Source organism: Bacteroidetes bacterium SB0662_bin_6, from assembly GCA_009839485.1.
GTDB lineage: Bacteria > Bacteroidota > Rhodothermia > Rhodothermales > VXPQ01 > VXPQ01.
The window spans coordinates 19,020-32,513 of record VXPQ01000025.1; the positions used below are offsets into that span (position 1 = coordinate 19,020).

The window sequence follows — 13,494 nt, forward strand, 5'->3', positions numbered from 1 at the left end:
ACATTGAACGGGCTGATGCGCTATGGCGCAGATTCCTCCGTTAGCCGATGTGCATCTGCAGTTCCTCGCGCCGGTGCTTCTGCCGCAGCTTGCGCAGCGCTTTTTCCTTGATCTGACGAACGCGCTCGCGGGTCAGGTCGAAGCGTTGGCCTATTTCTTCGAGCGTCAGGGGATGCTCGCGCCCGATCCCGAAATAAAGGCGGGTAATCTCCGCTTCACGTTCCTGCAACAGACCCAGCGCACATTCGATATCGATTTTGATGGATTCTTCCAGAAGGGTTTCGTCGGGAGAAATGTCTTCGTCGGGAGAAAATATATCCAGTAAACTATTGTCGTCATCCTCATTGAACGGTGCATCCATCGAGAGGTGGCGCCCCGTATGCTGCATGGCCTCGCGAACCTTGTGGACGTCGATCTCGAGTTCCTCGGCCAATTCCTCGATGTTGGGCGCTCGCTCGTGCTCCTGCGAAAGTCGGGCGCTGGTCTTGCGAATCTTCGAGATCGTGCCGATGCGGTTCAGCGGCAATCGCACCACGCGGCTTTGTTCGGCCAGGGCCTGCAGAATGGCCTGGCGAATCCACCAGACCGCATAGGAGATAAACTTGAATCCGCGGGTCTCGTCGAACCGCTGGGCCGCCTTGATGAGCCCGTAATTACCTTCGTTGATCAGGTCGGCGAGGGACAATCCCTGTCCCTGATATTTTTTGGCCACGGAGACGACGAAGCGCAGATTCGCACGGGTCAGTTTGTGCAATGCTTCCTGATCTCCACCATGGATGCGCTGGGCCAGATATACCTCTTCATCCGGTTCAAGAAGCGGGATGCGGCCGATCTCCTGGAGATACTGATCCAGCATCCGCTGCTGACGAGGGACATACATAGGTCAGGCTGGGGTTGTAGCGGTAGTGCGGGGGGTGGTTTGCCGTTTACTTGAAAAAAACTGGACGAAGCGCCCTGTGCGCCACAAGGCCGGAAAAGCATTGGCCTCCCTGGCGCCCTATCGTATCGAGTCGGTTACAATCCATGCCTGCAAACAAAAAAAGTTCCGGATATTTCCCGATTTCGACGCGAAAGACGCGTTCGTTACAAGATGCGTACATCATTGAATACGAAAATCCTACCGGCGTTCCCCGGCATGGGTTTCCGAGTTGAGCAAAGCAATCACGGCGTCGGCGATTTTTCGATCCTCGCGCATGCGCGGCACTTTGGTTTGCCCGCTCACCTTCTCCCGCGTTTCCCGGAACCACGCATGAAACGTTCCTGGAGGCAAGGCTATCACATCAGGGCGCTCGAACGCCTGCGCCTCGCGACGAATCCGGTAATGCCGGTTGAACTCGTTGAGGTACCCGTCTATTTCCTCCGAAAAACGATCCATGCTGTCCGGCAGGCGCTCGAACTCCACGAGCCACTGGTGAGACGGGGGACGATCTGCTTCAGGAGGTTTCGGAGCCACATGAAAATCACGCACGTGCGCCCCCGTACGCTCGCAGGCCACGCGTAACGCATGGCGCGCTTCCTCGCCGAAAACAGCCTCTCCGTACTTGTCTATCATTTCGCTCGTACGTCCCGCCACAAAGATTTTATGCGGAGAGGTATCCGTGAAGCGCACGACATCCCCGACGGGGTAGCTCCAGAGCCCGCTGCATGTGGAAACGAAAAGACCGTACCGTACACCGGTTTCCACCTCGCCGATCGTATATCGACGCGCATTCGGATCGTTGATTTCATCCATCCGGACAAATTCGAAAAACACCCCGTTGTCGAGGTGCAGGAGCATGGCCGGATCGTTCGCATCGTCCTGAAAGGAGAAAAATCCTTCCGAGGCGCCATACACCTCGAGAAACCGCAGTTTCGGCGAGGCGATCTTCTCCTGGAGCAATTCCCGGTAGGAACTCAGCGCCACGCCTCCCGCAATGAATACCTGCAGCCGGGGCCATACGTCGGCGACCGTTCTGGCGTTGGAACCGAACCGCTTGCGATGCTGGCGGATAAGTTCGTCGAAAAAAACCACGGACCATGAAGGGACCATGATCAGACACCGCACATCCTTCCCTACCGTCCTCCGGGCGATCTCGCGCAACTTTTCTTCCCAGTTCGGCAGAAAGGCTACCTCGTTCGGCACAGCCTGAAGAATATGCCGGTACAAAAAAGGCGTATGTTCGGCCTGAAGCCCACTGACTTCCCCGATTTTCATCCCGGGATAGGCCGGGTCTTCTTCAATGCGGCCGGGCAGCACAACGTGTTTGCCCAGCAGGTACCCGACATTGCCCGTCCGGGCCAGATACGTTATCCCGACAGAGAGCGTAAAACGGCGATTCGCGGCAAGCATTTCCGCACTCACCGGGATGATCTTTCCGGTGGAGGTCGTCCCGCTCGACACCGCGAAGTGCCGAAACGCGCCGGGCCATATAACATCCCGCGCGCCGCCCCGGATACGACGTATGTCCTCCTCGAAGTCGCTGTAGGTATGAAGCGGAACGCGGGCCTGATAGGCCGCAACCACATCCCGGGCGCGGGCTATCTCTTCGAATCCGTACCGGCGGCCCCACTCCGTATCGGCGGCCTGCTGCAAGAGACCTCGCAACAGGATATGCTGCACATGCACCGGGTCCTTTAAAAACCCTTCCACTTTCGCGAGCGTTCGTGAAGGAAGCCAACCCGCCGATTTTTCAGCGGTATCTGGAGAACAGTGCGGATCGGCACCGTTTGCGCCGGACAAAGTAAACATACTTATACTTAAGACAACGTCCGAGACAGGTCTTTATGTTCGAAACACACCCGGCAAAAACGATATCCGATCCTGATGCGTTCCTTATGCGCGTACGCGGGCATACGCTGGATTGTACCCCGGGGATAGCCTCCGGAGCGTATGTCATGGGCATTCTGAACGTAACCCCGGATTCGTTTTCGGACGGCGGAGCATATACCTCCGTGCCGGCGGCTTTGCGCCGCGTCGGGGAAATGCTCGACGAAGGCGCTTCACTCATCGACATAGGCGGGGAATCGTCCCGTCCGAGCGGCACTGTGTATGGCGAAGGGGCCTCCGCCGTTCCGGTCCGCGAAGAAATAAATCGGGTGCTTCCGGTCGTGGAAGCCGTGGCCCATCGCTTTCCCGAAGCCATTCTGTCCATCGACACCTGGAAGCCGGAGGTGGCGGAGGCAACGCTTGCAGCGGGGGCGCACATCGTTAACGACGTCACCGGACTTCGATATACCCGGGAAACGGCAACCGTAGCAGCCGGGTACAATGCCCCGCTCGTCCTCATGCACTCGATCGGCAAACCGGGTGCTATGCCGGCCCGGCACGACTATACGGATGTCGTGCGCGAGGTCACGGCTTCGCTGTCCGCCAGCGTGGAACGGGCGGAAGCGGCAGGAGTGCAGGACATTGTGGTCGATCCCGGTTTCGGTTTCGGAAAACGCCACGAAGAAAACCTGCAACTGCTTGGCGCGCTGGGAGATATATTGGAACTGGGACGCCCGGTCATGATCGGCGTATCGCGGAAAAGCACCATCGGGGCCATCCTCGGCACCCCTGACAACCCTGCCCCCGTCGGGGACAGGCTTTTCGGATCCCTCGGAGCCACGGCGATCGGGGTTCTGCGGGGCGCCTCTATCGTACGTACCCATGATATCCGCCCTACTGTAGAATTGCTTAGAAGTATGCGCGCCGCGCTGTATGCATAAGCCACACCGGAATGCGATAATATTGTGCAGATAGCCGACTGGATCATACCGCTCCGCATCGTCGATTTCGTTGAAATCGCAGCGGTGTCGTACATCCTGTATAAGCTCTACCGGTTCATGCGGGGTACGATCGCCTTGCAGATATTGATCGGGCTCATTGCGCTGTACGTCGTACAGGTGATCGTGACGGCGGTGGATATGACCATGCTTCCGGCTCTTTTTTCGTCGATTGGCGAGGTGGCCGTGCTGGCGGTCATCATTCTGTTTCAGCCGGAAATCCGGCGTGTACTGCTCTTGCTGGGACGTAATCCGCTGGTAAGACGCTTCGTCCGTTCGCCCACACGGGAAAAAACGATGCTGGAAGTCATCGGCGCCGTGGAAAAAATGAGCGAGGACCGCGTGGGCTCCCTGATCGCATTCGAACGGTCCTCGGGCCTGCGGAACTACACCGAAACGGGTATCGGCATCGAGGGCAATGTCTCCCGCGACTTACTGGTCACGATCTTTCAGGGACAAAACCCTCTGCATGACGGCGCCGTCATCATAAGCGGTCACCGCGTGGAAGCTGCGCGATGTATCCTGCCGGTTTCGAGCAACATAAAACCGGGCACGCCCATGGGGTTGCGCCACCGTGCAGCCATCGGCCTTTCCGAACAGACGGATGCGTTTGTCATCGTCGTTTCCGAGCAAACGGGCGCCATTTCCGTATCGGTGGACGGCGAATTGCGGCAAAACCTCTCTGTCGACGACCTGCGTACAAGCCTCGCCAAGGCGTTTACCCAGAGCTTCGACCATGACCCAGCCCCTGTCGAGACGTAATCATGCTACGTGACGGCGTATTCGACCGGCGACGGCAGCGGCTCGTAGACAAGATGCGGGAGAATGGCATTACCGATGAGCGCGTGCTGGCTGCTATCGGCTCGGTGCATCGGCACCGGTTTGTGGAAGGGGCGTTCAGGCCGCGCGCCTACGAAGACGAAGCGCTGCCGATCGGCATGAAGCAAACCATATCGCAGCCCTTCACGGTGGCATATCAGACCATGCTGCTGAATCCGCGCCCGGGAGATCGGATTCTGGAAATCGGCACCGGAAGCGGATATCAGGCGGCCGTACTCTGTGAAATGGGCGCCCGCGTATTTTCTATCGAGCGCCACAGGCCGCTGCTGGCGCGTACGCGCAGTATTCTTGAATCGCTCGGGTACCGGGTCGTGCTCAGAGCCGGCGACGGCACCCTGGGGTGGGAATCCCAGGCTCCTTTCGATGGCATTGTGGTCACTGCCGGCGCATCGGAAGCGCCGGAAGCACTCCTCCAGCAACTCCACATCGAAGGAGAAGACGACAAACCGGCCGGTCGCCTGGTAATACCTGTCGGGGACCGCCGCACGCAGACCATGAATCTGTACAGGCGTCTCGGCAAAGACGATTACGAGCGAACAGCCAGCAGAAATTTCAAGTTCGTCCCGCTGATCGGAAAGCAGGGAGGGCTATAGGCCAGGGCCTGTTACCACTATGCAGCGGCGCTCTGCGGGCCCTACTCGACGATAGTGCACATGCCGGTGTCAAAGGCTTCCCGAAGCGCCTCCGTGGCTTCCCTGCGAAGCGCTTCCGCGCTGGCATTCCCCTCATGCAGCAAGGCAATACCTATGCTCACTCCATCTTCCAGCAACCCGGAATAACTGAGCATATCCTGCTGGAACCGGATCGCCCACTGCTCTACGGCTACCCCCTCTTCCTTGAAGAACACGCCGAACATAAGTTCGCCGAACCGCTCGACACGAGCACCCTGGACGGTCTCTCTCAGCCTCTGCACCAGCAGGCTCTCGGCTTGCATGACCACCCGCTTGCCTCCTTCGTCGGCGACCTCCTCGGCGCGATTCAGGTAAACGAGCGCAAGCGCAAGGGGCGTGTCCTCGTCACGCGCCTTAAATATCTCTTCGTCGATGATTTCACTACGCGGTCGGACGTCTTCTTTCGATTCCTGCAACAGTTCGTCGCATATCCCCATCTCGAGGATGTTACCCAGAAGATGGGCAAAATGCGTGGACAGTAACTGTTTTTCCTCAGAATCAAGGATGTGCTCGCGCATCGCATCGGCAAGCAGCACGTATTGAGCCAGCGACGAAGGAACCGGAACGGGTAAAAGAACCACTTCCTTGACCGCAACCCGTTGCCGGTAATACCCGCACACATTCCCTGAAAGCTGGTCTTCGGATGCCCGGAGCACATGCAGCCCCGGCTGCCGATGCTCCCATGGCAAAAGAGGTGTTTTCGATACAAAAAGACCGTTTCCGCGGGCGTTGCCGTTGAGACTGACGATGGCCTCGATATGGTACTGCGACGCTCTTTTCGGCTGCCTCAACAAGCAAACCGTATTGGCCCGGGTAATGGCGCGGTACGCCTGTAAATAGGGAAGAAGTACTCCGCGCAGCGATTTGTGCGTCGACTCGCTGACGGATATCCGAACGCTCTGCGGCTGTTCCTGAATAGAAAAATCCAGGGTGCCCTGTACAGGTACGGTCTTACCGGCGCCGTTCGTCTCTGTGGCGCCGTTCGTCCCGGACGTCTCCGACCCGTTTCCCGAAACGACCTCCGTCAGAGAGCCTGCTTCCTGCTCTTCGGATCCGTTGCCCGAACCTTTCGGGCGAATATCAAGAATGCCGAGTGCAGCAAGATCCTCCTCTTGCTTGTCTTCCTCCCCTTCCTCTTCCGAGGCATCGGATGTAATATCGGGCAGGGATTCCGGCCTCACCCTGTACCTGTTACGACGCTGCCGACGACGCACTAAATGAACGATCACCATGGCCAGGGCGACACTTAGCGAAGCGCCAGCCGCCACGAACAGTAAAGGTTGTTCAATGACCAATGCCAGCGCGGCAGCCACCACAGCCGCGATGACAAAAAGAATGCGGAACATATCCTCTCATATACCGCCAGTGAACAGGGTAATGAAAACGAGGCAGATCTGGCATTCGTACGTTGGGTGGATACAAAACGCCGTAAATAAGTTACGAAAAAATACAGGGATTATCAACATTGCTAATGCAATGCTATGTTTCCTATCACCTTGCGAAATGCAAAGCGGGAACCAATCCATCCAAGCACCATGCCGCATGCCGTTAATCCACCGAACGCGAAAAGAAGAAAGACATTCGAAAACGTACTCGTTTGCGGGAGATAATCCTGAGCCAGCGTATGCAACCCCCAGAGCAAGAGCGCCGCAAGAAGCCCGGACACGATCCCCTGCACCATACCTTCCACCACAAACGGCCGGCGGATAAAGCGCTCCGTGGCGCCGACAAGTTTCATAGTGCGAATAAGCAGACGACGCGCATACATGGTAAGGCGGATCGTGTTGGCGACCAGAAATATGGAAGCCAATACGACAATACCCCCGATCACCATGCCGATCATGGCCAGCAGGCGTAGATTTTCCTGCACCTTGGCAAGCAGAACACGATTAAAAATCACTTCGTCCACATGATCCCATGAACTGAACTCTTCGGTGAGCGCCGCAAGACTATCCGGATGCACATAGGCGGGCAGCACCCGAACCTTGATGGAGGCCGGAAGAAAAGGCGTATCCAGAAATACATCGGCCCCTTCTCCGAATTCTTCCCGGAAAATAATCCGGGCATCGCTTTGGGACACAAATTCTGTCTCGGCAACGCCCCGCATACCGTCGACCTGCAGATGTACGGCGGCAATCTCCGCATCCTCCGCAGTTTCTTTCAGGAAAATCTCCAACTCACCGACGCGTTGACGCAACCATGTCGATACTTGCTGCACCTCGTAGGCAAGCAGCCCGAACAATCCGATCATTGTCAGCGCTACCGTCATTGCACTGACTGAAGTAAACGCCGAAACCCTGGCCCGGCGGAATCCGGCCAGTCCCTCTCGAATGCTGTACGGTATCCGCATTACTCTTGCGTTTTTCCGCTCCTGTATGACCCCAGTACCTTGAGGTACGACGCAATTTCCCGGAGATGATCCAGCGCCAGTTCCACGGGTTTGTCCGAGGCAGCGCCGAGCACATCCAGGTAGAAACGATAATTGCCCGGACTCCCTACGAGGGGGCGGCTTTCTATCTTGAACAGGTCAAGTTCCCGGAGAGCAAATACGGCAAGGCTCTTGAAAAGCGCCCCGGGGACATTGGTCCGCATCGAAAACACGATGGATGTTTTCCAGTCCTTCCGGATGTCGGGGACCGGCGGAGGCATTTCCTGTTTTGGCGAAAGCAGCAGGAACCGCGTATAATTCTGATGATTGCTTTCGATGCCGGCTTCGAGAATCTCGAGCCCATACACAGCCGCTGCACGTTCACTCCCGATAGCGGCCTCGTTCGGACCGCCGCCCTGGGCAAGTTCCCGTACGGCGCCCGCGGTGTCGTATGCGGCGATCACGTCAGCGGATGACAGATGCATCCGGAGGAAACGCCGGCACTGACCCAACGCTTGCGGATGGGAACGCACCACGCGAATATCCTCAAGGGAAGCGCCCGAAAAACCGATCAGGTTGTGCCTGATCCGCAGCTTCAACTCGCCGATAATCGACACATCGTGTATGCGCAGCAGGTCGTAGCACTCGTGTACGCTGCCGAACAGCGAGTTTTCGATGGGAATGACCGCCTGATCGGCTGCTTCGCTTCCGAGCGCCTCGAAAACCTTTTCGAAGGATGGGAAGGGAGCCCCTTCGGCGCCCGGATGCAAGCACTGCAACGCTTCCTCACTGAAAGCGCCCGTTTCTCCCTGAAAAGCAATCCGTATGGCGGGGGAAGACTGCATCACATACGCTCCGGGCTGGAGATACCGAGTACGTGCAAACCATTCGCGAGTACGATCCGCGCAGCGCGCGCCAGTTGCATGCGGGCAGCCGCCAGATCATTTTCCTCTCCGATAATACGGCAGTGTCCATAGAACTGCGTAAAAGCAACGGCCACTTCGCGTAAAAAATTGGCCACCTGGTGCGGCTCGCGCATTGTTGCGGCATACTCAAGAACCTCCGGCAGCCGCAACAGCGCCTTCATCAGCGCAATCTCGGCGGGATGCCCAAGCAACGACAAGTCGGCATCGGCCCCGCCGTGAAAACCCACTTCCTCCGCCTTGCGAAGAATGGAGCAAATGCGCGCATGCGCATATTGCAGATAAAACACCGGGTTTTTTTCGCTGGCTTCCTTCGCCAGGTCCAGATCGAATTCGAGATGGGCATTGGGTGACCGCATCAAAAAGAAAAACCGCGTTACATCCTCGCCTACTTCATCCATCAAGTCGTCCAGCGTCACATAGGTCGCCCTGCGGGTGCTCATCTTTACGGGCGCTCCGCCGCGCACAAGCGTAACAAACTGGTGAACAATGACCTCCACGCGGTCGGCGTCGTAACCCAACGCCCGCAGGCCATGCAACACATCGGGGTACGTTGCAATGTGATCCGCGCCGAGAATGTCCACGATCCGCTCGAAGCCCCGCTCGCACTTATCGGCATGGTAGGCGATATCGGGAAGGCGATAGGTCGGCTCGCCGCTGCTCTTGACCAGCACCGTATCCTGTTCCTTGCCGAATGCCGTGGTTCTGAACCACACGGCTCCGTCCCGATCATAGCAATGACCCTGCTCCCGTAACCGTTCCAGCGTGCGCCATACGGCATCGTTCTCGTACAGGCTCCGCTCGTTGAAATACGTATCCATGTGGATACCGAGACGGGTAAGCGTATGCGCTATGTCGGCGAAGATCGCCTCCTCGGCCGCTTTCTTGAAGGGAGCAACGTCGCCGGCCATATCGGGAGCGTCCTCTGCCCGGGCATGAAGGCGCTCTGCAATGTCGGTAATGTAGGCGCCAAGGTAGCCGTCCTCCGGGAACGATGCGGGCACCTCCATGGAAACTCCACCGGCGTCTATTTGCTTGCGCGGCGTTTCCGGATCCACGATCGCCTGATACCGCGCCTGCACCGACTCGCCCAGCACCCGCATCTGGCGCCCGGCATCGTTAAAATAATACTCGCGGGTCACGTCGTAGCCATTCCATGCCAGCAGGTTGGCCACCGTATCGCCGAGCACCGCATTCCGTCCGTGGCCGACCGTCAGCGGGCCCGTGGGGTTTGCACTCACATACTCAACGAGGGCCCGTTTGCCGCGACCTGTCGTCGAGCGGCCGAACGACTCCCCGGCTTCGAGCAATGCCCGTAACTCGCTGACCAGATATTCGGTCGAAAAACGAAAATTGATAAATCCGGAACCTGCCGCCTCCACAGAGGCAATCCGCGTAGCGTCAAGCGGACGGGCAAGCAGACGGTCCGCCAGTTCTTCGGCAATACTGCGGGGGGCACGGCGCAGATACCGCGCCAGTTGCATAGCCGCATTCGTGGCCAGATCGCCGTGCTCGGGATTTTTGGGTTTTTCGAACTCCGGCACGAAATCCTGCGGCACCCCCTCGAAATCCGCCAGCGCCGCAATCAGTTCTCTCGCAAGATACTCTTTCACTGTTTGCAAAAATCTCCGATCCGTACCAAATGATTTGCGAACGTCAATATACGTAGATGGGAAAATCGTCGCGCCGCATGTGCAGATTCAACAGGATCCCCAGCAACACCGTGTTGGCGAGCATAGCCGATCCGCCGTATGAAACGAAAGGCAACGGAATACCAATGACCGGCAGCAGGCCCACCACCGTCCCGATATTGACAAAAACATGCACGAGATAGATCGCCGCTATTCCTACGGCAGCCATGCTCCCGAAGGGATGTTTGATCTGGATGCCCATCTGGATCACTCGAATGAGCAGAAGCGCAAACATGGCAATCACGACCATCGAGCCGATAAATCCCCATTCTTCTCCAATGATACTGAAGACAAAATCCGTCGATTGCTCGGGCACGTAGGCCCCCTGCGTCTGCGTCCCTTCCATGAATCCCTTACCGGCCAAACCCCCTGAGCCGATGGCTGCCTTTGACTGCACGAGTTGAAAACCCACGCCCGACCGGAATTCCTCCGCACCGGGATTCGTAAAAGAAAGGATGCGGGCTACCTGATGAGGACGAAACACCCGGTTCAATGCAAACAGCACGGCGCCAATCGCGCCAAAGGAAAATACCCCGGCCATGACGCCGTACACGCGCTCCCGTGTCTGCCATAACACAGCGAGCGTAAACAGCACCGAGAAAACGATCGCCGTTGGAAGATGCACGATCGAAAAATAGCCCGCGATGCCCGTAGCGACCATCACGATAAACATGCCTGTGGGCCAGATCGACCAGAACAACGCAATGGGCGCGATGGCGAAAAACACAAGCGCGGTTCCGGCATCGTTCTGAAGAAGAATCAACGCCATGGGTATCAGGAAAACGCCAAACAGTAGCATCGCATACTTCGCCCTGCTCGAATTGGGCCGCATGGTGGAAATCAACTGGGCCCCCGCCAGCACGGCACCTACCTTGGCCACTTCGGATACCTGCAGGGTCAGCCCTCCTATCTGCAGCCAACTCCTCGCTCCATTGATTTCCCGTCCGAACAAAAGAGCGAGAACAAGCAATATCAACGTACCGAAGTAGGCAACCCAGGCAATCCGCTGGAAAAAATGCACCGGAAGAAAAAGGCATGTCATACCGGCGCCCAGCGATATGACGATCCATGCCGACTGGCGCCAGAAATTCTGACGCACAGACTCGAGAAGATACTCCGCGGAAGGACCATTCGTGGTGCTGTAGATGGCCACCAGGCCGATCATCACCAGGGCCATCCAGGCAAAGATCGTGAAATAATCCAGATTCCGATACCAGATACGCATAGGACAAGCCTTACGAAACTGCGGACAAGAAGCGGGATGTACGGCACATGCGACCGGAGGGGAGACTGTTATGTATCGTCGCCGGATTCTCTTTCTGCCGATTCGGCGTCGGCCGCGGCGCGCTCGCCATCCTCGTCATCTCCCGTCTCCAGAGGCTCACTCCGCACGGCAAGCACACTCTGAAGTACCCATTGTCTCGCGGGGCTCGGGGAAATGGAGCCGGTCAGGTATTGTTCCGCCATCAACGACCCGATCGGGCCGGCGGCAACCGCCCCAAAGCCGGCATTCTCCACCTGAACCGCCACAGCGATCTGCGGATCGTCATAGGGTGCAAACAGGATAAATACGGAGTCGTCCTCCCGATCATGGGGGGCCTGCGCCGTACCGGTTTTGCCGCCGCTGGGAATACCGGGAATCTGAATCCACTCCCCGGTCCCGTCCTCCATCACCCGTTTCATGCCGTTGCGCACCACATCGAAATGCGCCTCGTCTATCGGCAGTTTTTGCGGAGCGGTAATCTTCGGATAGAGCGTTTCTCCCGTCTCCTGGTGCACCATCCGGGTTACGAGATGGGGCGTATATAACATACCCCGGTTGGCCACTGCAGCCGTGTACCTCGCCAATTGCAAGGGCGTCACGCCCATATCCCCCTGCCCGACGCCGAGATTGATCGTAAAACCGGGCCCCCAGCCGGGAAAGCGCTGATTAAAGTAGGCGGAATCAGGAATCAGGCCGGCCCCCTGCTCTCCGATATCCGTGGACACCCGCTGGCCGAAGCCGAACATATGCGCATACCTGCTGAAGACTTCCACGTCCGTGCGCATCATCAACTCAAAGAAAAACGTATTGCACGACTGTTCGAGCGCCTCTTCCACCGCGATGCTGCCGTGCACGTGCATGTCGCGGAAGACACCCGGTCCGCCAAGGGGATGATAGCCCGGGCAATGGATGTGCTCCGTCGGAGTGATTTTCCCTTCCTGAAGCGCCATCAGCGCCATGAACGGCTTCCATGTCGAGCCGGGGGGCAACCGGTTCATGGTTGCCCGGTTGTACAGCGGCTTCTCCGGGCTGGTTATGAGATGGTTCCAGGTCTCGGGATCCATGGCCTCGGTAAAAACGTCCGGATCGTAGTCCGGCATGCTTACGAGCGCCAGAATCTCCCCGCTGTTCACGTCGAGTGCCACGGCCCCGCCCCGTTTGCCGACAAAGAGAGACTCCGCCAGCGCCTGCAGACCCGCATCGAGGCCGAGGTGAATGTCATACCCGCTTTTCGGAGCATTATCGAATGCGCCGTCCTGCCAGGACTTGACCTCCAGGCCATGTACGTTGACCACTTTGATTTCGGAGCCCAGTTCGCCCCTCAGATTGGGCTCGTATCTGCTTTCGAGGCCGGACTTGCCGATCAGGTCTCCCTGCCGGTATCCTCTTTCCCCCAAACGAACCAGCTCGTTGTCCGTAATCTCCCGCACGTATCCAAGTACGTGTGCGGCGGTGGCGTCCGTATGGTACCGGCGACGGAAATCCTGGTCATACCCCACACCCGGCAGCCGATAGAAGTTTTCCGCCACGCGGCTGAAAACATCTTCCGGCACATCCCGGAACGCCTTGCCGGGCTGGAAGGCGCTGTAGCGGCGAAGTTCCGTGAATCTGGCGGACACGACGCTGTCGGGGACCTCCAGCAGATCGGCCAGGAGAGGGATATTGTCGCGGTCGAAACTGCGTGGGGTAATGGTAATCGTATAGCTGGGCTCGTTGTTCACCAGGGCCCTGCCCCCCCGATCATAGATCGCGCCGCGCGCCGGCAACACCCTGCGTTCCCGGACCGCATTGGATTCGGATTCGATGGTATAATCGTCGGTCCGGACCAACTGGAGTTGCGCAAGCCGCAAACTCAGGAGACCCATTGCGACGACGATAATGCCGATAAAAACGCGCCCGCGTATTGTGTAATCATACATGGCCTTGCGCCCCGTTCATGCACCACGCAACGGCATACGTGGAATGTGCGACTATTCGGAGCGGTCCAGGACAC

At 57.9% G+C, this 13,494-nt stretch carries 11 protein-coding genes; 3 read left to right on the top strand and 8 right to left on the bottom strand.

Annotated features, from left to right (window positions below; translation table 11 throughout):
- Positions 1–40 precede the first annotated feature (40 nt).
- Together F4Y00_03950 and F4Y00_03955 are read right to left on the bottom strand one after the other, a co-directional pair.
- On the bottom strand, positions 41–880 hold the full coding sequence (locus F4Y00_03950) for an RNA polymerase sigma factor RpoD/SigA (protein ID MYE04107.1): 840 nt from the start codon (positions 878–880) through the stop codon (positions 41–43).
- A 237-nt stretch (positions 881–1,117) separates the two neighbouring features.
- Positions 1,118–2,728: a GH3 auxin-responsive promoter family protein gene (locus F4Y00_03955; protein MYE04108.1), complete on the bottom strand. Its 1,611-nt coding sequence runs from the start codon at positions 2,726–2,728 to the stop codon at positions 1,118–1,120.
- A 35-nt stretch (positions 2,729–2,763) separates the two neighbouring features.
- On the opposite strand from F4Y00_03955, the gene folP reads away from it, so the two are divergent.
- The 3 genes from folP to F4Y00_03970 are packed head-to-tail and all read left to right on the top strand — an operon-like array spanning position 2,764 to position 5,177.
- A complete protein-coding gene (folP, locus tag F4Y00_03960; protein MYE04109.1) occupies positions 2,764–3,687 on the top strand; it encodes a dihydropteroate synthase in 924 nt (307 codons plus the stop codon).
- A gap of 24 nt (positions 3,688–3,711) precedes the next feature.
- Positions 3,712–4,506, top strand: coding sequence for a TIGR00159 family protein (locus F4Y00_03965; protein ID MYE04110.1), 795 nt, complete (start codon positions 3,712–3,714; stop codon positions 4,504–4,506).
- The gene (locus F4Y00_03970) at positions 4,506–5,177 is read left to right on the top strand and encodes a protein-L-isoaspartate(D-aspartate) O-methyltransferase (protein MYE04111.1); all 672 of its coding nucleotides are present in this window, start codon (positions 4,506–4,508) and stop codon (positions 5,175–5,177) included. Before F4Y00_03965 ends, F4Y00_03970 begins: the two co-directional genes overlap by 1 nt.
- Positions 5,178–5,218: 41 nt before the next feature.
- Here F4Y00_03970 and F4Y00_03975 read toward each other — a convergent pair whose 3' ends face one another.
- The 6 genes from F4Y00_03975 to mrdA form a co-directional block, all read right to left on the bottom strand.
- Positions 5,219–6,601: a GGDEF domain-containing protein gene (locus F4Y00_03975; GenBank protein MYE04112.1), complete on the bottom strand. Its 1,383-nt coding sequence runs from the start codon at positions 6,599–6,601 to the stop codon at positions 5,219–5,221.
- A 122-nt stretch (positions 6,602–6,723) separates the two neighbouring features.
- Positions 6,724–7,605, bottom strand: a complete 882-nt coding sequence (locus F4Y00_03980) for an ABC transporter permease (GenBank protein MYE04113.1) — start codon at positions 7,603–7,605, stop codon at positions 6,724–6,726.
- Positions 7,605–8,468: a prephenate dehydratase gene (pheA, locus tag F4Y00_03985; GenBank protein ID MYE04114.1), complete on the bottom strand. Its 864-nt coding sequence runs from the start codon at positions 8,466–8,468 to the stop codon at positions 7,605–7,607. Before pheA ends, F4Y00_03980 begins: the two co-directional genes overlap by 1 nt.
- Complete coding sequence (locus F4Y00_03990) at positions 8,468–10,159, bottom strand: arginine--tRNA ligase (GenBank protein ID MYE04115.1); 1,692 nt, start codon at positions 10,157–10,159, stop codon at positions 8,468–8,470. Before F4Y00_03990 ends, pheA begins: the two co-directional genes overlap by 1 nt.
- Positions 10,160–10,202: 43 nt before the next feature.
- Positions 10,203–11,462: a rod shape-determining protein RodA gene (gene rodA / locus F4Y00_03995; GenBank protein ID MYE04116.1), complete on the bottom strand. Its 1,260-nt coding sequence runs from the start codon at positions 11,460–11,462 to the stop codon at positions 10,203–10,205.
- A gap of 68 nt (positions 11,463–11,530) precedes the next feature.
- Positions 11,531–13,420, bottom strand: a complete 1,890-nt coding sequence (gene mrdA, locus F4Y00_04000; GenBank protein ID MYE04117.1) for a penicillin-binding protein 2 — start codon at positions 13,418–13,420, stop codon at positions 11,531–11,533.
- Positions 13,421–13,494: the final 74 nt, after the last annotated feature.